This window comes from Micromonospora sp. Llam0 (genome assembly GCF_003751085.1).
Lineage (GTDB): Bacteria > Actinomycetota > Actinomycetes > Mycobacteriales > Micromonosporaceae > Micromonospora_E.
Window position 1 is genome coordinate 1,624,842 of the sequence record NZ_RJJY01000001.1, and the last position, 21,145, is coordinate 1,645,986.

General features: G+C 72.9%; 16 protein-coding genes, 1 rRNA gene and 2 pseudogenes. 18 read left to right on the forward strand and 1 reads right to left on the reverse strand.

Going from position 1 to position 21,145, the window contains the following annotated elements:
- Nucleotides 1–41 precede the first annotated feature (41 nt).
- The 3 genes and pseudogenes from rrf (at nt 42) to EDC02_RS07340 (ending at nt 3,138) form a co-directional block, all read left to right on the forward strand.
- Nucleotides 42–158: ribosomal RNA gene (gene rrf / locus EDC02_RS07330) — 5S ribosomal RNA — on the forward strand.
- Between the two features lie 1,256 nt (nt 159–1,414).
- Nucleotides 1,415–2,071, forward strand: a pseudogene (locus tag EDC02_RS07335) (Replicase polyprotein 1ab); the annotation flags it as partial.
- Between the two features lie 26 nt (nt 2,072–2,097).
- Nucleotides 2,098–3,138, forward strand: a complete 1,041-nt coding sequence (locus tag EDC02_RS07340; RefSeq protein ID WP_123601301.1) for an HAD-IIA family hydrolase — start codon at nt 2,098–2,100, stop codon at nt 3,136–3,138.
- 124 nt (nt 3,139–3,262) lie between these two features.
- On the opposite strand, the gene EDC02_RS07345 is transcribed toward EDC02_RS07340, so the two are convergent.
- The gene (locus EDC02_RS07345; RefSeq protein ID WP_123601302.1) at nt 3,263–3,601 is read right to left on the reverse strand and encodes an SCP2 sterol-binding domain-containing protein; all 339 of its coding nucleotides are present in this window, start codon (nt 3,599–3,601) and stop codon (nt 3,263–3,265) included.
- 158 nt (nt 3,602–3,759) lie between these two features.
- Between EDC02_RS07345 and EDC02_RS07350 the strand changes: the two genes are divergently transcribed.
- The 15 genes and pseudogenes from EDC02_RS07350 to EDC02_RS07420 all read left to right on the forward strand — a co-directional run bounded on the left by EDC02_RS07350 (nt 3,760) and on the right by EDC02_RS07420 (nt 21,107).
- Nucleotides 3,760–4,248 carry a phasin family protein gene (locus EDC02_RS07350; protein WP_123601303.1) on the forward strand — a complete coding sequence of 163 codons (489 nt, stop codon included), beginning with the start codon at nt 3,760–3,762 and terminating at the stop codon, nt 4,246–4,248.
- A 38-nt stretch (nt 4,249–4,286) separates the two neighbouring features.
- Nucleotides 4,287–4,523: a hypothetical protein gene (locus EDC02_RS07355; RefSeq protein WP_233605786.1), complete on the forward strand. Its 237-nt coding sequence runs from the start codon at nt 4,287–4,289 to the stop codon at nt 4,521–4,523.
- 26 nt (nt 4,524–4,549) lie between these two features.
- The gene (locus tag EDC02_RS07360) at nt 4,550–5,368 is read left to right on the forward strand and encodes a TlyA family RNA methyltransferase (protein WP_123601305.1); all 819 of its coding nucleotides are present in this window, start codon (nt 4,550–4,552) and stop codon (nt 5,366–5,368) included.
- A complete protein-coding gene (locus EDC02_RS07365) occupies nt 5,365–6,294 on the forward strand; it encodes an NAD kinase (protein ID WP_370461427.1) in 930 nt (309 codons plus the stop codon). The genes EDC02_RS07360 and EDC02_RS07365 overlap by 4 nt, the downstream gene beginning before the upstream one ends.
- 47 nt (nt 6,295–6,341) lie before the next feature.
- Nucleotides 6,342–8,099, forward strand: a complete 1,758-nt coding sequence (gene recN / locus EDC02_RS07370) for a DNA repair protein RecN (RefSeq protein ID WP_123601306.1) — start codon at nt 6,342–6,344, stop codon at nt 8,097–8,099.
- Nucleotides 8,100–8,195: 96 nt separating this feature from the next.
- Nucleotides 8,196–9,374, forward strand: coding sequence for a putative cytokinetic ring protein SteA (gene steA, locus EDC02_RS07375; protein ID WP_123601307.1), 1,179 nt, complete (start codon nt 8,196–8,198; stop codon nt 9,372–9,374).
- 50 nt (nt 9,375–9,424) lie between these two features.
- Nucleotides 9,425–10,360 carry a copper transporter gene (locus tag EDC02_RS07380; RefSeq protein ID WP_123601308.1) on the forward strand — a complete coding sequence of 312 codons (936 nt, stop codon included), beginning with the start codon at nt 9,425–9,427 and terminating at the stop codon, nt 10,358–10,360.
- Nucleotides 10,361–10,386: 26 nt separating this feature from the next.
- Nucleotides 10,387–11,244 (forward strand): hypothetical protein, encoded by an 858-nt coding sequence (locus EDC02_RS07385; RefSeq protein ID WP_123601309.1) that lies wholly within the window; start codon nt 10,387–10,389, stop codon nt 11,242–11,244.
- A gap of 13 nt (nt 11,245–11,257) precedes the next feature.
- Complete coding sequence (gene murJ, locus EDC02_RS07390; protein WP_123604587.1) at nt 11,258–12,907, forward strand: murein biosynthesis integral membrane protein MurJ; 1,650 nt, start codon at nt 11,258–11,260, stop codon at nt 12,905–12,907.
- A complete protein-coding gene (locus EDC02_RS07395; RefSeq protein ID WP_123601310.1) occupies nt 12,904–14,115 on the forward strand; it encodes a glycosyltransferase family 4 protein in 1,212 nt (403 codons plus the stop codon). The genes murJ and EDC02_RS07395 overlap by 4 nt, the downstream gene beginning before the upstream one ends.
- A pseudogene (locus EDC02_RS07400) lies at nt 14,115–16,337 on the forward strand (hypothetical protein); the annotation flags it as partial. The gene EDC02_RS07395 and the pseudogene EDC02_RS07400, both read left to right, overlap by 1 nt.
- Before the next feature lie 90 nt (nt 16,338–16,427).
- The gene (locus EDC02_RS07405) at nt 16,428–18,128 is read left to right on the forward strand and encodes a CTP synthase (RefSeq protein WP_123601312.1); all 1,701 of its coding nucleotides are present in this window, start codon (nt 16,428–16,430) and stop codon (nt 18,126–18,128) included.
- Nucleotides 18,128–18,781: an NUDIX hydrolase gene (locus EDC02_RS07410; RefSeq protein WP_123601313.1), complete on the forward strand. Its 654-nt coding sequence runs from the start codon at nt 18,128–18,130 to the stop codon at nt 18,779–18,781. Before EDC02_RS07405 ends, EDC02_RS07410 begins: the two co-directional genes overlap by 1 nt.
- Nucleotides 18,782–19,014: 233 nt before the next feature.
- Entirely contained in the window at nt 19,015–20,130 is a 1,116-nt protein-coding gene (gene ald, locus EDC02_RS07415; RefSeq protein WP_123601314.1) for an alanine dehydrogenase, read from the forward strand.
- Entirely contained in the window at nt 20,127–21,107 is a 981-nt protein-coding gene (locus EDC02_RS07420) for a site-specific tyrosine recombinase XerD (RefSeq protein WP_199757815.1), read from the forward strand. The genes ald and EDC02_RS07420 overlap by 4 nt, the downstream gene beginning before the upstream one ends.
- The last annotated feature ends 38 nt before the right edge of the window (nt 21,108–21,145 follow it).

The window sequence follows — 21,145 nt, forward strand, 5'->3', positions numbered from 1 at the left end:
GGCAAACGAACACTTGTGTGTGTTTGGTTTGTTGTTAGGGTTACGGCGGTTATGGCGGAGGGGAAACGCCCGGTTACATTCCGAACCCGGTAGCTAAGCTCTCCAGCGCCGATGGTACTGCACTCGTGAGGGTGTGGGAGAGTAGGTCACCGCCGGACATCTTTACAGTTGAGGGCCGCTCCCTGTGGGGAGCGGCCCTCAACTGTGTCTGCCCGCCGTACTTCGGTTGGGCGGCATCAGGGAGGATGGAGTCGTGAACCCTACTGGGCAGGATGGCGACCGACCTCGCCGCGCCGACGAACGATCCGGTCGTGGCGGCGGCTTCAGCCGCGGCTACGGCGGTAGCCGAGCCGACCGTGGCGACCGCACCTCGCGCCGGGACGGCCGGGACGGCCACGACACCGGGCGGCGCGGGGGTGAGCGTGGTGCGGATCGGTTCCGTTCCGACCGTCGGCAACCGCCCGGCGGCGAACGCCGAGGCGGTGCCACCGGTAACGACGGTGACCGCCGCCGGGGCGGTTGGGACAGCGACCGCCGACAGCCCGACGACCGCAGGGCCGGCGGCCGTGACCGTGGCTACGTGCGCCGTGACGAGTCCGGCGCAGGCCGCGAAGCGCCCGGCTTGCGCCGCCGTGACGATGGCGGGTTCCGCCGGCGCGACGACAGCGCATCGCGGCCGCACCGGGACCGCCGCGCCGACTGGGAGCCGGCCCGCCGCCGTGACGACGACCGCCGGGGCGGCCGAGGGGAAACCGGTGGCGCTGCAGGGGACAGAAGCGGCGGCTTCCGCGGCGACCGCGAGCACCGGGCAGACGACGGCCGCCGCAGTGCGCCCCGCGAGGACCGTGGCTTCCGCGGCGATCGCCGGACCACGGGTGGGGACGGTGGCGACCGCCGGTCCGACCGTGGCGGATTCCGGGCTGGGGCACCTCGGGCACAGCGTGCTGACGGTGAGCGTCGGTTCGATGCTGGGCGGGGACGGGAAGACCGGCGGTTCGAGCAGCGGGGCGGTGACCGACGGCCCGGGCAGGGAGACGAGCGGCGTGACCGTTCCCACGGCGATCGCCGGTCGGGCAGCTTTCCGACCGCCGGCCGACCTGCCGACCGAAGAAGTCCTCGCTCCGAGGATCGGCGCCCCCGCTCCGGCGACGCCGCCCGGTCCCGTGACGACGGCGCGCCGGGGCCGTTCCGCAGACGTACGGACGGTCCGACCGACCGGCCCTTCCGACGGGCCTCGTCGGATCGTTCCCCGGAGGCCTCCGCCGCGCCGTACCGTCGGCGCGACGAGGACGGTGCCGACCGCGCGGCCGAACGTACGCCGCCGCCGGAGTTGTCCGACGACATCCTCGCCACCGACCTGCACACCGAGATCCGGGCCGAGCTGCTCGGGCTGGCCCGACCGGTGGCCGACACGGTGGCCCGGCACCTCGTCGCCACCGGGCAGTTGATCGACGAGGAGCCGGAGACGGCGCTCGCCCACGCCCTGGCGGCACGTCGGCTCGCCGCCCGCATCGCGGCGGTACGGGAAGCGGTCGGGTTGGCCGCGTACCGGGCAGGGCAGTGGCAGACCGCCGTCGCCGAACTCCGGACCTACCACCGGATGACCGGACGTCAGACGCACCTTGCCGTACTGGCCGACTGCGAACGTGCCCTCGGCCGGCCGGAGCGGGCGATCGACATCTACCGTGGCGCGGATCGCGCAGGGCTGGACCCCGCTGCCGCCGTCGAGCTGTTGATGGTCGCTGCGGGTGCCCGCGGCGACCTGGGGCAGGCGGCCGCAGCGGTGGCGATGCTGCAGGTCCGGGAGCTGACCGTGGAATCCGCCGACCCCTGGGTCTGCCGGCTCCGTTACGCGTACGCCGACGCGCTGCTCAGCGCCGGGCGCAAGGACGAGGCCAGGGAGTGGTTCGCCCGAGCGGCCGAGGCCGACGAGGAGGCAGCAACTGACGCGACCGAGCGCCTGCTGGAGATCGACGGCGTACTGCTGACCGAGGCCGAGACGGACGACGTGGCCGACGACGAGGCCGACGACGATCCGGCCGCCACGTCACACCCCGGCAGCTCACCTCCCCGAAGCGCGGAAGAAGACCGGCCCCGATGACCCGAACCGACGACGCCACCGCTGTCCGCTGCGGGCTGTCTGCCGCATACGACCTGGTGATATTCGATCTCGACGGGGTGATCTACCTGATCGACCGGCCCATCCGTGGGGCGGTCGAGGCGGTGGATCGGCTGCGGCGGGCCGGCCTGCCGGTCGCGTACGCGACGAACAACGCCTCCCGGCGTTCGGCCGACGTCGCCGGGCTGCTCCGTGGCATGGGGGTGCCGGCCACTACCGACGAGGTGGTGACCTCGGCCGGTGCGACCGCCGCGCTGCTGGCACAGCAGTACGGTCCAGGTGCCAGGGCGCTGGTCGTGGGTGCGGACGCGCTGCGCGACGAGCTCACCGAAGCCGGGCTGGCGCTGGTCGCGTCGGCCGATGACAAGCCAGCGGTGGTGGTTCAGGGGTACGGCCCCGGGATTGGGTGGGCCGATCTGGCGGAGGCGTCGGTGGCGATCCGGGGCGGCGCCGACTGGGTGGCGACGAACACCGACCGGACCCTGCCCAGTGCCCGGGGACCGCTGCCAGGTAACGGCTCACTGGTTGCCGCGCTGCGCACGGCGCTGAACCGGGAACCGGACCAGGTCGTCGGCAAGCCGGAACCGGGGTTGTTCGTCAGTACCGCGCGCCGCGCCGGTGCCGACCGGCCGCTGGTGGTCGGTGACCGGTTGGACACCGACATCGAAGGGGCGAACCGCGCCGGCATGGCGAGTCTGCTCGTGCTGACCGGGATCAGCGACGCTCGGGAACTGCTGGCCGCCCCGCCGGCACGCCGGCCGACGTACCTGGCGGCGGACCTCGCCGGACTGTTCGCGGCCGACGCCGCCCGGCCGATCGACGACGACCCGACGGAGGATGCCGGGTGGCAGGTGCACCGCCACGGCTCGGCGGGGCTCGTCCTCGGCGGCACCGGCGGTGACAGCGTGCAGGCGCTGCGGGTACTCTGCCGGCACGTCTGGCAGGGTGCCCCGGTGACCGAGGTGCGATCCGGGTCCGCCGCAGCCGAATCGGCGCTGCGTGACCTGGCCCTGGCGTAACCCGACATGCTGAGATGTCACCGACGTGCTGGGCTGATTCGACGCCGGGACGCGGCCTACGCTGACCGGGGATTGGGTCGGCGGGTGAGCCGGGCCGGCGGACCTGGCCACGGAGCGGGTCGGTTCACAGCAGCTTTCGGAGCTTCAGCAGGTCGAACGGGCTGGCGCTGACCGACAGCCGTCGGGCCGCCAACGCGCGACCTACGTCGAGGTCGCCACGGACCAGCGCGAGCAGATCGTCACTGCCGATGTTCATGGCGATCTTGGCCTTCGGGTCGTCCCCGTCGGCGAGGTCGACGAGACGACCATCGGTCAGCCGTCCGTGAAACGCGGTGCCGAGATCGGTGATCCGGCAGGCAAGGGTACGGTCCAGGTTGACTCGTTCGCGTACCTGGTCGGCGTTGTCGTCGAGCCGGGTGGCGAGCTCCCGCAGTGCCTGCCGACACTCGTCGACGCTGGCCACAATCGCACCTCCCGGGCTTCGTGGGGTCGCGGTGCCCGGTCAGGCACCGCGACCGGTGGTCGCACCACCGGTGTTGCGCACAGGCACCGTACCGCACTGCGGCGTCGCGTCCCGGTAGCGTGTCAACCGAACATTCTCCGCGGTGAAGGAGTCGGACCATGCGTGACGCCTGGCGGGCGTACCTGGAACTTGCCCTCGGCCTGACCGAGGCGTCCCGGAAGAAGGCCGAGCAGACTGCGCGGTCGTTGGTCGGCAAGGGCGGGGCGACCGCCGCCCAGCTGCAGGCGGTGGCGGAGGACCTGCTCTCGTCCGGCACCGCGAACCGTGAGTCACTCACCCGGTTGGTGCGGGCTGAGGTGGACCGGGCGCTCGGTGCGGTGGGACTGGTCAAGGCCGATGAGGTCGTGGCGCTGCGGGACCGGATCGACCGGCTGGAAGCCGACATGGAGCAGGCCCGGAGCCGGGCAGCCGCCGCTTCGGCAGCCGCCGCCACGGCGGAAGCGGCGATTCCGCCGTCAGCCGAACCAGCGGTGGCCAAGAAGGCGACGGCGAAGAACGCGGTCGCGAAGAAGGCCGTCGCGAAGAAGGCCGCCGCCAGCAAGACGGTGGGCCGCAGATCCGCCGACGGCTCGGCGGGTGGGCAGTGACCGGCCCAGTGCCGGGGCCCCTACCCGGTGGCCGGGTCGTGCCGGCCCCACCCGTCGCGGCCGCCGTACCGGGCACTGCGGCGGCGGACGGCACAGTCGACGGTACCGACGTCACCGCCGGCGGTACCGACACCCGGACCGGGCACCCGGCGGTCGACGCGGCCATCGAGGCGGTCCGTAACGCCACGGGTCTGCCGCCGGCCGACCAGATCGCCCAGTACGAAGCGGCGCACGGCACCCTGCAGGAAGCTCTCGCCACCATCGACCAGGCCTGACCGGCCGAGATCCTCCCCGGAGTCGCATGGCACGCCGTAACCGCCTCGATGTGGAGTTGGTCCGCCGCGGACTCGCGCGGTCCCGTGAACAGGCCGCAGAGTTGATCGCGGCCGGGCGGGTGGAAGTGCGCGGAGTCGCCGCCGCCAAGGCCGCGGCGATGGTCGACCCGGCGGAGGCCGTCCGGCTGCTCGGCGGGAACCCGGCGGACGGGTACGTCTCCCGGGGTGCGCACAAGCTGATCGGTGCCCTGGCCGGGACCGCAGTCGCGGTCACCGGCCGGCGTTGCCTGGACGCCGGGGCCTCGACCGGCGGCTTCACCGATGTGCTGCTGCGGCGTGGCGCGGCCGAGGTGGTCGCGGTGGACGTCGGCTACGGACAGCTGGCCTGGTCGCTGCGGGGCGATCCACGGGTACGCGTCCACGAACGGACCAACGTCCGTACCCTCACCGCCGATCAGATCGACGGCCCGGTCGGGTTGACCGTGGCGGATCTGTCGTTCATCTCGCTGCGGCTGGTCCTTCCCTCGTTGGTCGCCTGCACCGAGCCGGACGGTGATCTGCTGCTGATGGTCAAGCCACAGTTCGAGGTCGGCCGGGAGCGGGTCGGTTCTGGTGGGGTGGTGCGCGATCCGCAGCTGCGAGCCGAGGCGGTGCTCGCTGTCGCGCAGGCCGGCGCCCAGCTCGGCTTCGGCGTGTCGGCGGTGGTCGCCAGTCCACTACCCGGCCCGCGGGGCAACGTCGAGTTCTTCGTCTGGTTCCGGGCCGACGCGCCGCCCGTCGACCCGCTCCGGGTAGGGGCTATCGTCGACGCCGGTCCGGCCACGGAAGAAGGTGGAGCGCGGTGAACGCGACAGTCCCGACCGGCGGGGCGCCGGTGGCACCCCGCGGTGCCAGAGCGGCGCTGCTGGTCACCCACACCGGTCGGCGGCGCAGCACCGACCATGCCCGGACCGTCGCCGCCGACCTGATCGAGGCGGGTTTCGAGGTACGGGTGGTCGCCGAGGAGGCCGACGATCTGGATCTGCCCGGGGTGCACCCAGTCGGTGGTCCGGCGGCTGCCGACGGGGTGGAGATTGTGTTCGCGCTCGGCGGTGACGGTACGTTCCTGCGTGCCGCGGAGCTTGCCCGTCCGGCGAAGGCCCCGCTGCTCGGGATCAACCTCGGCAAGGTCGGGTTCCTGGCCGAGGCGGAGATCGGTGATCTGGACCGGGCGGTCCGGCAGGTGGTGGCCCGTGACTACACAGTGGACGAACGGTTGACCCTGGACGTGCGGGCCGAGCTGGAGTACGGCGTCACCATCGACTCGTGGGCGTTGAACGAGATCAGCGTCGAGAAGGGGCAACGCGCCCAGATGCTGGAGTTGATGGTCGACGTGGACGGCCGACCGTTGTCGCGCTACGGCGCGGACGGGGTGGTCTGCGCCACGCCGACCGGGTCGACCGCGTACGCGTTCTCGGCCGGCGGTCCGGTGGTGTGGCCCGAGGTGGAGGCGCTGCTGCTGGTGCCGATCAGCGCGCACGCGTTGTTCAGCCGGCCGCTGGTGACCGCACCGAGCTCCACGTTCGTCATCACCGTCGACCCGTACACCACGTTCGCGGTGCTGTGCTGCGACGGCCGGCGGGTCTACGACCTGCCGCCCGGTGCGCGGGTGACGGTCCAACGGGGCGACCTGCCGGTGCGGGTGGTCCGGCTGCATCCACGCCCGTTCAGCGACCGCCTGGTCGCCAAGTTCGATCTGCCGGTCAATGGTTGGCGGGGTAACCGGCGCTGACCGCCCCGGGTAGTCAACGTCGCGGCCCGCTACTACTGTCGGTGGCTGTGCTGGAAGAGCTGCGCATCACCGGGCTGGGCGTCATCGAGGACACCACGCTGCCGTTGACCGGCGGCATGAACGTGATCACCGGTGAAACCGGGGCCGGCAAGACGATGGTGGTGACCGGGCTCGGGCTGCTGCTCGGTGGCCGGGCCGACGCCGGGCGGGTCCGAGCGGATCCCGGCCGGGCGGTCGTCGAGGGCCGGCTGCGGCTGGTCGGTGCCAGTGGAGCCGTGGTGCGCGAGCGGGTCACCGACGCCGGAGGCGAGCCTGACGAGGACGATGTCCTGCTGCTCAGCCGTACGGTGACCGCCGAAGGACGGTCCCGGGCGCACGTCGGTGGCCGCAGCATGCCGGTGTCGGTGCTGAGCGAGATCGGTGCCCAGGTGGTCGCCGTGCACGGGCAGTCCGACCAGTTGCGGCTGCTGCGCCCGGCTGAGCAGCGGGCGTCGCTGGACCGGTTCGCCGGGGCCGACCACGACAAGCTGCTGGCGGCCATGCGGGAGACGTACGGCCGTTGGCGTCAGATCAGCGACGACCTGGCCGACCGGCGGCGCAACGCCCGCGAGCGCAACCAGGAGGCGGACCTGCTCCGGCTGGGTCTCGACGAGATCACCCGGGTCGATCCGCAGCCGGGCGAGGAGGACGCGCTCAAGGCCGAGGCGCAACGGCTGGAACACGCCGAAGGGCTGCGTACCGCCGCGCAGCTCGCCGCCCTCGCTCTTGCCGGCGGCACCGAACCCGTCGACGATACGCCGGACGCGACCGGTCTGCTCGGCACCGCCCGCCGGTCGTTGGAGGCACAGGCCGGCGTGGACCCGGCGCTCGGTGAGCTGGCGGCCCGGGTGACCGAGGCGGCGACGCTGGTCGGCGACGTGGCGGCGGAGCTGTCCGGGTACCTGGCGGCACTGGACGCCGACCCACAACGTCTGCAGGTGGTCTACGAGCGGCGGATGGCGCTGCGAGGGCTGACCCGCAAGTACGCCGACGACGTGGACGGGGTGATCAGCTGGGCGGAGCGGGCCCGGTCCCGGCTGGCCGAGTTGGACACCTCCGACGAGCTGCTGGATGAGCTGGACCGGGAACGTGCCCGGCTGGCAGACGAGGTGGCGGAGCTGGCGGCCCGGGTGTCGGCGGCCCGTCGGCAGGCGGCGGCGCGTTTCGCCGAGTTGGTGAGCGTGGAACTGGCCGGGCTGGCGATGCCGCACGCCCGGATCGAGGTCGCGGTGCTCGCCCGACCGGCGGGCCGGGGCGAGCCGACGCTGACCGTCGATGGTGTCGACGCCGGCGTCGGCCCGGACGGCGCCGACGAGGTCGAGCTGCGGTTGCTGGCACATCCGGGTGCGCCGCCGCTGCCGTTGCAGCGGGGGGCCAGCGGCGGTGAGCTCTCCCGGGTGATGCTCGCCATCGAGGTGGTGTTCGCCGGAGCCGGCGGCCCGCCGACGTTGGTGTTCGACGAGGTCGACGCCGGGGTGGGTGGGCAGGCGGCGGTGGAGATCGGTCGTCGGCTGGCCCGGCTGGCCCGTAGCCATCAGGTGCTGGTGGTGACGCATCTGCCGCAGGTGGCGGCGTTCGCCGACCGGCATCTCGTGGTGGCGAAGGACACCGGGGGGGCGGTGACGACCAGCGGTGTGCGGGTGGTCGAGGACACCGACCGGGCGCGGGAACTCGCCCGGATGCTCGCCGGGCTACCCGACTCGGATCTGGGTATCGCGCACGCTGAGGAGTTGCTCGCGGTCGCCGCTCGCGATCGACGGGGTTGACCTGCCGGGGTCGGCCCGGTGTGTCTGACCTGCCGGTAGTGGCACAGCGGGCATGTCGTGTCGGTGTTCACCGCCCAGCATGCCAGGATGGTAGGGATGCGTTTACCCACCTTGCGCCGGGCTCGTAATCCCGAGCCCGGAACGATCTCCGGCACGGCTCGGCTCGACCGCCGGACGAAGCGCCTTGCCGGTCGGCTCCGGCCAGGTGACATCGCGGTCATCGACCACGTGGACCTGGACCGGGTCGCGGCCGACTCGTTGGTCGCCGTCGGCGTGGCCGCAGTCCTCAACGCCAAGCCGTCGGTTTCCGGCCGGTACCCGAACCTCGGTCCGGAGGTGCTGATCCAGGCGGGTATCCCCCTGGTCGACGGCCTCGGTGAGGACGCGTTCGAGAAGATCCGCGAGGGCGACACGGTGCGCGTCGACGGTGCCGAGGTCTTCGTCGGTGACGACCGGGTGGCGTCCGGGGTACGCCAGGACGCGGATTCGGTCGCCCAGGCGATGGCCGAAGCCAGGGAAGGACTCTCGGTCCAGTTGGAGGCGTTCGCCGCCAACACGATGGAGTACCTCAAACAGGAACGGGACCTGCTGCTGGACGGGGTCGGCGTACCGGACATCGAGACCAGAATCGCCCGCCGGCACTGCCTGATCGTGGTCCGGGGTTACGACTACAAGGCAGACCTGGACGTGCTGCGGCCGTACATCCGGGAGTTCAAGCCGGTCCTGATCGGTGTGGACGGGGGAGCGGACGCGCTGGTCGAGGCCGGCTACACCCCCGACATGATCATCGGGGACATGGATTCGGTCACCGACGACGTGCTGCGCTGCGGCGCCGAGGTGGTGGTCCACGCCTACCGCGACGGCCGGGCGCCGGGCATGGACCGGGTCCGCGAACTCGGGGTGGAGGCGTTGACCTTCCCGGCGGCGGCGACCAGCGAGGATCTGGCCATGCTGCTGGCCGACGAGAAGGGCGCGTCGTTGATCGTCGCGGTCGGTACCCACGCCACGCTGGTCGAGTTCCTTGACAAGGGGCGGGGCGGGATGGCCTCCACCTTTCTGACCCGGTTGAAGGTCGGCGGTAAGCTGGTCGATGCCAAAGGGGTGAGCCGGCTGTACCGGCAGAGCATTTCCGGCTCGTCGCTGCTGCTGCTGGTGCTCTCCGCGATCGCTGCGATGGCGTCCGCCGTGGCGGTTTCCACGGTCGGTAAGGCCTATCTCGGGGTGGCATCCGAGTGGTGGGACAATTTCGTCTTCCAGTTGGGTCAGCTCTTCTAGCGCGGACGAAACTCCTGTTCAGCGCAGACGGATCGGAGAAGGCGGCAAGTGTGATCAACTTCCGTTACCACGTGGTGTCGCTCACCGCGGTGTTCCTCGCCCTGGCGATCGGCCTCGTGGTCGGCACCGCTGCGCTGAACGGCCCGGTTGCCGATTCTCTGAGTGACAATGTGAATGCGCTCCGCAAGGACAACACGCAGTTGCGGGAAACAGTCAACTCGCTGCGCGAGGAGGTCAACCGCGAGGAGGACTTCGTCGCCGAGGCCGCGCCGATCCTGCTCGCCGACAAGCTCGCCGGTCGCCGGCTGCTGGTGGTCTGCCTGCCCAGCGGCCGAGACCACGCCGAAGGCGTGATGGCCGCGCTCGACCTCGCCGGAGCGACGCTGACCGGCCGGATCGACGTGCAGGACAAGTTCGTCAACCCCGACAACAGTGTGGAGTTGCTGGAGCTCGCCACGGCGGCGGCCCGCCCCACCATCCCCACCACCGGGCTGCCCGGCAACAGCGACGGGGTGGAGACCTCCAGCGCTCTGCTGGCCAGCGCGCTGGTCGACCGGGAGGAGCCGCCGGCAGTCGAACCGGCGGACCTGGCGGCGCTGCTCGACGCGTACGGCGACGCCGGCTACATCACCGTCGAACAGGAGGTCACCGGACCGGCTGAAGCGGTCGTCGTGGTCAGCGGGCAGCCGTACGTCGACCGGGACGCCGCCAAGAAGGACGCCGCGGTGGTCACCATGGTCGTGCAGTTCGACCGGGTCAGCCAGGTCGTGGTGGCCGGGACCGGCTCCAGCGACGGGAACCTGATCTCCGCCGTCCGCAACGACCCCACGCTGAACCAGTCGATCTCGACCGTCGACAACGGCAACACGACCGCCGGCCAGTCGGTGACGGCACTCGCCGTGGCCGAGCAGTTCACACTCGATCAGGCCGGGCATTACGGGCTCGGCGCCGGTGCCACCTCGTTGATGCCGAAACGTCCTGAATAGCAGCCTGTCGACGGAGTGAACCCCTGATGCCGAACCGTGGCCCGCTGGGCCTGCTGCTACTCGGTGCCGCCGGTGCCGTCGCCGCCCGCGTCGCACTGCGGACCGCCAAGCGGGTCGCACCCCGGAGCGCACTGGAGCGCACCAACTTCCGGGGCCGGCCGGTGAGCCTCGCCGGCGGCCCGGCCCTCGCCGCCGCCGCGTCGACCGCCGCCGCGTTCGGGGCCACCAGCCCGCCTGTCGCAGCAGCGGCGCTGGTCGCCGGTGCCGGAGCCGGAGCGGTCGGGCTCTACGACGACATCGTCGGAGCCCGACCGGACCAGCGGGCGGCCAAGGGCTTCGCCGGACATCTCTCGGCGCTGCGGTCCGGCCGGGTGACCAGCGGCCTGGTCAAGATCGTGGGGGTCGGCGCCGCCGCCACCGCCGCGGCCGCGCTACTCGCTGCGGACCGCCGGGACACCGCCCGCCGGCCGGTCACCCGGGCGGCCGACGTACTGCTCGGTGCCGGCGTCATCGCCGGCACCGCCAACCTGGTCAACCTGTTGGACCTGCGCCCCGGACGGGCGGCCAAGGCCGGGCTGCTGATCGCCGCCCCGTTGCTGGCCGGCCCGACGGCGGGCACGGCTGCGGGGACCAGCAGCGCGGTGCTCGGGCTGCTCCGCGACGATCTCGACGAGCAGGTGATGCTCGGCGACTGCGGCGCCAACGCGCTGGGTGCCCTGCTCGGGCTCGCCGTCGCGCAGCGTACCGGGCCGGCCGGCCGCGCGGCCGTGCTCGCCGTGCTCGCCGGGCTGACCGTGGCGAGCGAGCGGGTCAGCTTCACCCAGGTGATCGCGCGCACCCCCGGCCTGCGTGAGCTCGACGCCCTCGGCCGCCGGACACCCTGACCAGGACCGGGCGATGACCAACTCGGCGGTCGCCACCCGGGTCGCCGGTGCCGCGGCGCTGATCGCGGTGCTCACCGTGGCGAGCCGGCTGGCCGGGGTCGGCCGTACCGCGGTCTTCGCCTGGTCGGTGGGGCCGACCGCGCTGGGTGACATCTACATCGCCGCCAACACCATCCCCAACATCATCTTCGAGATCGTCGCCGGGGGAGCGCTGGCCAGCCTCGTGGTGCCGCTGCTCGCCGGTGCGGTGGCCGCCGGTGACCGTACCGCCGTTTCCGCGACCACGTCGGCGCTGCTCACCTGGACGCTGGGCCTGCTGATCCCGCTCGCGGTGCTGCTCGCGTTCGCGGCCGGGCCGATCGTGCGGCTGCTCGACGCCGACGCCGGTCCGGCGCAGATCGACGCCGGCACCCTGATGCTGCGGCTGTTCGCCCCGCAACTTCCGCTGTACGGGATCGCCGTGGTGCTCACCGGAGTGCTGCAGGCACACCACCGGTTCGCCTGGCCGGTGATCGCCCCGCTGCTGTCCAGCGTCACGGTGATCGGCACCTACCTGACCTTCGCCGCCACCCAGGGACGGCTGGCCGACCTGCCCGGGGTGGGCACGTCAGGCCAGCTGCTGCTGGCCGCCGGCACCACCGGCGGAGTGGCCGTGCTGTCGCTGTGCCTGTTCGTGCCGCTGCGTCCACTGGGTCTGCGGCTGCGACCCGGCCTACGGTTCGTCGGCGCGGCCCGCGACGCGGTCGGCGGGCTGGCGGCGGCCGGCGCGGTCACCGTCGGCGCGCAGCAGGTCGCCGTGCTGGTCGCGGTCTGGCTCTGCTTCGCCGGTGGTGCGCCGCAGGGCAGCGTCGTGCTGTTCACGCTGGCCCAGACGGTGTTCCTGCTGCCCTGGTCGGTGCTCGCGGTGCCGCTGGCGACCGCCGCGTACCCGACGCTGGCCGCAGCCCACAGCCACGGGGACATCGCCGGGTACCGGTCCAATCTCGGTCCGGCCGTGCGCGGCGTGGTGCTGCTCTGTTGTCTCGGCGCGGCCGTCCTGGTCTCGGTCAGCGTCCCGGCTGCGGCCTTTCTGGTCCCGGCCGGGCAGGCCGGGACGCTGGCCGCCGGCATCGCCGGCTTCGCTCCGGGCCTGATCGGCTACGGTATGTTCGCGATTGGCTCCAGGGCGCTGTACGCGGCCAGCCGCCCGGCACCTGCCGCCGCAGCGGTGGCAGCCGGCTGGAGCTGTGTGATGGTCGCCGCGCCGGTGCTGTCGCTGGTGCTGCCGGACCGCGACCGGGTCTTCGCCTTGGCGCTGGCCAACGCGCTCGGCATGTTGGTGATGGGGCTGCTGCTGGTCGCGGCGCTGCGCCGGGTCGGCGGTGGCGCGGTGCTGACTGGGCTCGGCCGGGCGACGGCGACCGGTCTGGCAGCCGGCGTCGTCGCGGCGGCTGCGGGTGCCGGCGTGGCGTATCTGACCGGGCCGGGGCCGACCACCCCGACCGTGCCCGGCGTGCTGCTGCAGGGCATGCTGTCCGGGGCGACCGGGTTGGCGGTCTTTCTCGCGGTGGCCCTGCCTGCGGACCGCCACGATCTGCGGCCGATGGTTGTCGGTGCGGTACGCCGGACCTGGCGGCTGGCGGCCGGCCGGCGACGGGACGGGAAGGGGACGGAGTCGCGGTGAGTGATCCGACGGACGACCGCTGGACCGGTGCGGTCCTGCTGCTGATCGGCTCCAGCACGGGCGGTATCGGCCAGCACGTCGCATCCCTGAGCCGCGGCCTGGTGTCCGGCGGGGCGCGGGTGACCGTGTGCGGTCCGCTCGCCGTCGAACAGCAGTTCCGGTTCACCGCTTCCGGTGCCCGGTTCGTCCCGGTGGAGATCCCGGCCAACCCGACCCTGGCCGACGCCCGCGCGGTGACCGCGGTCCGCCGCGTCCTCGCCGACGGGGTCGACGTGGTGCACGCCCACGGACTACGCGCCGGATTCGTCGCGGCGCTCGCCCGACCGTCCGCGCCGATCGTGGTGACCTGGCACAACAGCATCCTCGCCGGCGGGCTGCGGGGCCGGTTGGCGCGGCTGGTCGAGCGGCGGGTGGCACGGGCCGCCCGAGTGACCCTCGGCGCCTCCGCCGACCTCGTCGAACGGGCGGTGGCGCTCGGCGCGCCCGATGCCCGGCTCGGCCCGGTGGCGGCGCCGGAGCTGCCCGCACCGAGACGCAGCCGCGCCGCGGTGCGCGCGGAGTTCGGTGTCGGCGCCCACCAGCCGCTGGTGCTCTCGGTCGGCCGGCTGCACCCGCAGAAGCGCTACGACCTGCTGGTCGACGCCGCCGCCGGGTGGCGCGAACTGACCCCACCGGCGCAGGTGGTGATCGCCGGCACCGGGCCCAGCTACCTGTCCCTGGCGGCGCAGATCTCGGCGGTACGGGCACCGGTCACCCTGCTCGGCCACCGTCATGATGTGGCCGACCTGCTGCTCGGCGCCGACCTGGCGGTGGTCTGCAGCGACTGGGAGGCCCGACAGTTGTTCGCCCAGGAGGCGCTGCGGGCCGGCGTACCGTTGGTGGCGACCGCGGTCGGCGGGTTGCCGGAACTGGTCGGAGACGCCTGCCGGTTGATTCCGCCCGGCGACCTGGCCGCGCTGGACGGTGCCGTGCGTGAACTCCTGACCGACCATCAGCAGCGGGCCGACCTGGCCGAGCGTGGACCCCGCAGGGCCGCCGGCTGGCCGACCGACGCGGACAGCCTCGACCTGGTCCGCGCCGTCTACCGGGAGTTGTCCGACGGGCGGGACGAAACGGGCGGGCGGGAGGTAGCCGGCGGGCAGTCGGTGCCGGGCCGCCGCAACGGGCCGACCGACCGCGACGGCCGACCCGTGGACGGGAGCGGCTGATGCGTCACCGGATCGTGCCGCTGCTGCTGATGTCGGTGCTGCTGGCTGCCGGCGTGGCGGCACTGGCCGACCGGCCGGCGGTGGGCACCTCCGGCCGCAGCGCGGACTACGTGGTCATCGTCGGAGTGCCGGGCCTGCGCTGGGACGACGTCGACCGGCGGACGACGCCGACGCTGTGGCGGCTGGCGGAGCAGGGCTCGATCGCCGCACTGTCGGTGCGGTCCGCGCAGCGGCCGACCTGCCCGGCCGACGGCTGGGTCACCCTCGGCGCCGGCAACTACGCGGCCTACGACGGGATCACCGGCACCACCGGCGACGGCACCTGCCCGCCGGCGCAGATCGCCGTCGAGCAACCCGACGGCATCGGCGGATACCTGACGTCGCAGCCCGCGACCGTACGCCTCAACCAGGAACGTCTCGCCTGGGGCGCGGTGCCCGGCGCGTTGGCCGAGTCGGTGCGGTGCACGGTGGCTGTCGGGCCGGGTGCCGCGCTGACCGCCGCCCGGCCGTTCGGCCGGGTCGACCGCTACGAGCCGGAACTCCCACAGGACCCGGCGGACCTGCTCGCCTCCTGCGTGCTGAGCGTGGTCGACGCCGGAGTGGTCGCCGGTTCCGACCCGACCGAACGGGCCGCCGCCGCCCGGCAGGCCGACGCGACGCTGGCGCGGGTCCTGGCGGCCCGCCCGCAGCGCTCACTCGTGCTGGTCGCCGGGCTGGCCGACACCAGCGCACCGACCCGGCTGCACGTCGCGATCGCCGACGGCGCCGGCTGGGACGCCGGCTGGATGACGTCGCCGACCACCGGCCGGGACGGCTACCTGCAGCTGGTGGACCTGGCGCCGACCGCGCTGCACGTGCTCGACCGGGACCAACCCGACGGGCTGTTCATCGGTCAGCCGGCGAGTTCGGCACCCGGCCGGCCGGAGGACCTCGCGACGGCGATCGCGTACCCGGCCGACGCCGACCGGGAGGCCCGCGCCCAGCGACGCGCCGCGGTCTGGTTCTTCGGCCTGCTCGCCGGGTTCCATACGGTCCTCGCCGTGGCCGTCGTACCGTTGCTGCGCCGGGTCCGACGCACCGCCGGGCGGCCCGGCCCGGACCCGGTCACCCGACGGGCCAACGCCGTCATGGAGGTGCTGCTGATCGCGGCCGCGCTCGTCATCCCGGCGGCGCTGCTGGCCGAGGTGGTGCCCTGGTGGCGCAGTGGCCAGCCCGGCCCTGCGTTGGCCGTGACCACGGTGCTGGCGGTCGCCGCCGCGACGGCGGCGGTCCGGTTCAGCCGTTCCTACCGGCACACGCTCGCCCCGATGACGCTGGTCGCCATGATCGCGGCGGCGGTCGTCGCCGCCGACGTGCTGACCGGGGCCCGGCTGCAACTCAACGGCGTCACCGGGTACTCCGCCTCCGAAGGCGGTCGCTACGCCGGGCTCGGCACGGTGGGGCTGGGAGTGCTGATCGCCGGCACCCTGCTGGCCGCCGGCTGTCTGGCCCAGCGGGTCCGGCGTGGCTGGCGGGTGACGGTGGTGGTCACCATCGGCGGTGCCGCGGTGATCCTGGTCGGCAGCCCCTACCTGGGTGCCGACCCGGTCGGAGCGATCGCGTTGACCGCCGGGGTGGCGGTTACGGCGGCGATCAGCACCGGTGGTTGGCTGAGTGTGCCCAGAGTGGCGTGGGCGACGATCGCGGGTCTGCTGGTGACCGCCGGGTTCGCACTGATCGATCTGCAGCGGCCGGAGACCGAACGGGGCAGCCTGGGACGGTTCCTCACCGCGCTGGCCGACGGCACCGGCGGGCTCACCCTGCACCGATCTTCGGCGGCCAACATGTCGGCCCTGCTGAGCAGCCCGTTGACGGTGCTGGCGCTGGTCGCCGCGGTACTCGTGTGGTTCGCCCTGCTGCAGCCGTGGGGCGGGCTGAAACGCCTGTTCGGCATCTACCCGGCGGTGCGGGCGGCGATGGCCGGCATCGCCGTGTCGTCGGTGATCGGCGGCGGGCTTGCGGGTTCGGCGCTGGACGTGGCCGGTGCGGCGGCGGCGGTGACCGTGCCGCTGGCCGCGCTGGTGGCGTTGCGGGTGCTCGGGCACTCGGCGGACCGGACCAGACCGTCGGCCGGCCCGGCGGGCTCAGCCGGCCCGGCGGGCTCAGCCGAGCAGACAGGCTCAGCCGGCCAGACTCCGGCGAAGGCACCCGACGAGGTCAGCGGGTCCGCTGTTTCGGCAGGTGTTACCGTGGAGTCCCGTGGATCGCGCCAGCAGCTTCATCAGTGACGCGCCGGTCTGCACGACCAGTCAGACGACCCACGGGAGCACGCCTTGGCCCCTTCGACACAGACGGTACGGCACATTTTCGTCACCGGGGGCGTCGCGTCCTCACTCGGCAAGGGGTTGACCGCATCCAGCCTGGGCAACCTGCTCAGCGCCCGCGGCCTGCGGGTGGTGATGCAGAAGCTCGACCCGTACCTCAACGTCGACCCCGGCACGATGAACCCCTTCCAGCACGGTGAGGTGTTCGTCACCGACGACGGCGCCGAAACCGATCTCGACGTGGGGCACTACGAACGGTTTCTCGACCGTGACCTGTCCTGCAAGGCCAACGTGACCACCGGTCAGATCTACTCCGAGGTCATCGCCAAGGAACGCCGGGGCGAGTACCTCGGCGACACGGTGCAGGTGATCCCGCACATCACCAACGAGATCAAGGCCAGGATCCGGGCGATGGGGGATCCCGACGAGCACGGGCTGATCCCGGACGTGGTGATCACCGAGGTGGGCGGCACTGTCGGCGACATCGAGTCGTTGCCGTTCCTGGAGGCGATCCGCCAGGTCCGCCACGATGTCGGCCGAGACCGCTGCTTCTACCTGCACGTGTCGCTGGTTCCCTACCTGGTGCCGTCCGGCGAGCTCAAGACCAAGCCGACGCAGCACTCGGTCGCCGCGCTGCGCAGCATCGGTATCCAGCCGGACGCGATCGTCTGCCGCTCCGACCGGGAGATCCCGGACAAGTTGAAGCACAAGCTGTCGCTCTACTGTGACGTGGACCGGGAGGCGGTCATCGCCGCCCCCGACGCACCGAGCATCTACGACATCCCGAAGGTGCTGCACCGGGAGGGCCTCGACGCCTACGTGGTGCGCCGGCTGGGCCTGTCCTTCCGGGACGTGGACTGGACCAGCTGGGACGACCTGCTGGAGCGGGTGCACCATCCGCGACACACCGTCACCGTGGCGCTGGTCGGCAAGTACGTCGACCTGCCGGACGCGTACCTGTCGGTGACCGAGGCGATCCGGGCGGCGGGTTTCGGGCACCGGGCGCGGGTGCAGATCCGGTGGGTGCCCAGCGACGAGTGTGTCAGCCCGAACGGTGCCGCCGCCGCGCTCAGCGGGGTCGACGGAATCGTGATCCCGGGCGGGTTCGGGGTGCGGGGCATCGAGGGCAAGATCGGCGCGGCCCGGTACGGGCGGGAGAACGGCGTACCGGTGCTCGGGCTCTGCCTCGGGCTGCAGTGCATGGCGATCGAGGTGGCCCGCAACGGCGCCGGTCTGGCCGGTGCCAACTCCGCCGAGTTCGACGAGGAGGTCGAACACCCGATCATCGCGACCATGGCCGACCAGGAGCAGATCGTCGCCGGCAAGGGGGACATGGGAGGCACGATGCGGCTCGGCGGGTACCGGGCGGTGCTGGCCGAGGGCTCGATCGTCGCGCAAGCGTACGGGGCGACCGAGGTCAGTGAGCGGCACCGGCACCGCTACGAGGTGAACAACGCGTACCGGGAGGTGTTGGAGAAGGCCGGGTTGCGGATCTCGGGCACCTCGCCGGACGGCCGGCTGGTCGAGTTCGTCGAGCTGGACCGGGCCGAGCACCCGTTCTTCGTGGCCACCCAGGCCCATCCGGAGCTGAAGAGCCGTCCGACCCGGCCGCATCCGCTGTTCCACGCCTTCGTCGGTGCCGTGATCACCTATTCGGAGGCCGACCAGCTGCCGGTGGATCTGGCGCCGGCCCCCGGAGGCCAGGCCTGATGCGGGAGCACGAGTCGGATGCCGAAAACCACTCGGGCGGCCACGTCTACCAGGTACTGTCGCGGACCGACCGGTTCTCCGGCCCGGTCTTCTCGGTGGTCAGCGACGAGGTGACGATGCCGGGTGGAGGCGTGGCCAGGCGGGACTACGTACGGCACGTCGGCGCGGTCGGGGTGGTCGCGCTCGACGAGGCCGGAAGAGTGGTGCTGGTCCGCCAGTACCGCCATCCGGTAGGCCGGCGGCTGTGGGAACTTCCCGCCGGCCTGATCGACGTCGCCGGGGAGGAACTGCCCGCCACCGCCCACCGGGAGCTCGTCGAGGAGGCCGATCTGACCGCCGGTCGACTCGACCTGCTCGTCGACGTACACCCGTCGCCGGGATGTTCCGACGAGACGGTCCGGATCTTCCTCGCCCGGGACCTCTCCCCGGTGCCGGAGCAGGACCGGCACCGGCGCCACGACGAGGAGGCGGAGCTGCAGGTCCGCCTCGTCAACCTCGACGAGGCGGTTCGGATGGTGCTGGCCGGCGAGATCACCAACGGCCCGGCGGTGACCGGTCTGCTGGCTGCGGCCTGCGCCCGGCAGACGGGGTGGGCAGCGCTGCGCGCCGTCACCGAGCCTGCCCCGCGCCCACCCGGCGGCGCAGCGCGCTGACCCGGGGGACGCCGAACGGCGGCCGGGGCGGATGCCATCCGCCCCAACCGCCGTTCGGCTGGTCGCAGCCACAGCCGCTGACCAGCTGGAGTACGCCACCGGTCGGGATGACACACCGTCAAGCCGGGCCGCCATCGACTGTCAACGTGCCGGCTGTCGGAGCTGTCGACCGGACCTAGACTTCGCCGGGAGACAAGTTCGGGCAGCGCGGCCCGCGGAAAGGTGACGGCGACGTGAAGGTTGGCATTCCCCGCGAGGTCAAGAACCACGAGTACCGGGTGGCGATCACCCCGGCCGGGGTGCACGAGTTCACCCGGGCCGGTCATCATGTGACGGTGCAGACGGGCGCCGGCGCCGGGTCCTCCATCACCGACGACGAGTTCGCCGCCGCCGGGGCGAGCATCGCCCCGACCGCCGACGATGTCTGGGCGAGCGCCGACCTGGTCCTCAAGGTGAAGGAGCCGGTCGCCGAGGAACACCACCGGATGCGTCCCGGCCAGGTGCTCTTCACCTACCTGCACCTCGCGGCGTCGCGCGAGTGCACCGACGCCCTGCTGCGCCAGCGGGTCACCGGTATCGCGTACGAAACGGTGGAGAACGCCGACCGTTCCCTCCCGCTGCTCGCACCGATGTCCGAGGTCGCCGGCCGGCTGGCCGCGCAGGTCGGCGCGTACCACCTGATGCGTCCCGGCGGCGGGCGCGGCGTGCTGATGGGCGGGGTCCCCGGCGTCTACCCGGCGAAGGTGGTGGTCATCGGGGCCGGGGTGTCCGGGATGAACGCGGCCGCGATCGCGCTCGGGATGCACGCCGACGTCCTGCTGCTCGACCGGGACATCAGCAAGCTGCGGCAGGCGGACGCGATCCACCAGGGGCGGATGAAGACGGTCGCGTCGAACACCTACGAGGTCGAGCGGGCGGTGATCGACGCGGACCTGGTGATCGGCGCGGTCCTGGTGCCCGGGGCGAAGGCGCCCAGGATCGTCACCAACGAGTTGGTGTCCCGGATGAAGCCCGGCAGTGTGCTCGTCGACATCTCGATCGACCAGGGTGGCTGTTTCGAGGACTCCCGGCCCACCACCCACGCCGAACCCGTCTACCCGGTCCACGACTCGGTCTTCTACTGCGTGGCGAACATGCCGGGCGCCGTCCCGCACACCAGCACGTACGCGTTGACCAACGTCACTCTGCCGTACGCCCTCGAACTCGCCAACCGGGGCTGGCGCGACGCGCTGCGCCACGACCGGGCTCTCGCCGCCGGGCTGAACACCCACGACGGCGAGATCACCTCCGGTCCGGTGGCCGAGGCACACGGCCTGAGCAGCCGGTCATTGGCCGAGGTGCTGGCCTGACCGGCGACGCGCCGCCGCCGACGGTGCCGCCAGCCGCTGCGCTGCGGCACGCGGTCCGCAGCTACCTGGACCACCTGACCGTCGAACGCGGGCTGTCCCAGCACACCCTCCGGTCGTACCGGCGCGACCTGGACCGCTACCTCGGCACTCTGGCGCACCTGGGGATCGGCGAGCTGGCCCAGGTAGGGCCGGCGCAGATCACCGGGCACCTGGCCGCGCTGCGGGCCGGCACCGACGGGCAGCCGCCGCTGTCGGCCGCGTCCACCGCCCGGGCCGCCAGCGCCATCCGCGGGCTGCACCGGTTCGCTGTCCGGGAGGGACACGCCGAATCCGACGCCGGCCGCGACGTCCGTCCCGCCGTCCCGCCGCGCCGGCTGCCCCGGGCGCTCGACGTCGACCAGATCGAACGGCTGCTGGCCGCCACCGGGGCGGTGGACGGTCCGGTGCCGCCGCTGGCCGTACGCGACCGGGCGCTACTGGAGTTCCTCTACGGCACCGGGGCGCGGATCTCCGAGGCGGTCGGTGCCGCCGTCGACGACCTCGACCTGGACACCGGGGCGGTCCTGCTCCGCGGCAAGGGCGGCCGGCAGCGGGTGGTCCCGGTCGGCGGGTACGCGGCCGACGCGCTGCGGGCGTACCTGACCCGGGTACGGCCGGCACTCGCGGCGGCGGGCCGGGGCAGCCCGGCCGTCTTCCTCAACGCGCGCGGCGGGCAGCTGTCCCGGCAGAGCGCCTGGACGGTGCTGCGGCGCACCGCCGAGCGCGCCGGGCTGCCGGTGAGCGGGGCGCATCCGGTTTCGCCGCACACCCTGCGGCATTCGTACGCCACCCATCTGCTCGACGGCGGCGCGGACGTACGGGTGGTCCAGGAACTGCTCGGCCACGCGTCGGTGACCACCACTCAGGTCTACACTCTGGTGACCGTCGACCGGCTCCGCGAGGTCTACGCCACCTCGCATCCGCGGGCCCGTCATTGACCCGCAGGCGGTTGTGGGTGCGGACGTCGGGCGTACCC